The sequence below is a fragment of the Deinococcus pimensis DSM 21231 genome, from assembly GCF_000519345.1.
GTDB classification, from domain to species: domain Bacteria; phylum Deinococcota; class Deinococci; order Deinococcales; family Deinococcaceae; genus Deinococcus_A; species Deinococcus_A pimensis.
In genome coordinates this window covers 13170-13466 of the sequence record NZ_KI912645.1, presented here as the reverse complement: position 1 = coordinate 13466, position 297 = coordinate 13170, and the positions used below count along the sequence as shown (strand labels likewise).

The following is a 297-nucleotide window of genomic DNA, read 5'->3' as shown; positions in this document are numbered from 1 at the left end:
GCGTGCCGCAGGGCCCGCAGCACCAGGCCCGCGTCGCGCAGACCCGCGCGGGCGAACGGCAGCCTGACTCCGCCCGGCGCGCGCGCGAAGAGCGTCAGCATGAGCCGCACCACCTCCGGCAGGCCCGCCGTGCGCGACAGGTACGCCTGCCATGCCTGCGGCGGCAGCGTGAAGAACGCCGCGAAGAACGCCTCCAGGGCCTCGCCCGGCAGGGCCATCAGGGCCTCCACGCCGAACAGGTGCATCGCGTGCACGTCCCGCGCGCCCGCGGGCCACACCGCCTCCCACGCCTCTCGC

1 protein-coding gene is annotated in these 297 nt (G+C 76.8%); it reads right to left on the bottom strand.

Annotated elements, in window-relative coordinates; translation table 11 throughout:
• A partial coding sequence (locus DEIPI_RS30770; protein ID WP_045234236.1) for a lycopene cyclase family protein occupies window positions 1-278 on the bottom strand: 278 nt, incomplete at its 3' end.
• Between the last annotated feature and the right edge of the window lie 19 nt (window positions 279-297).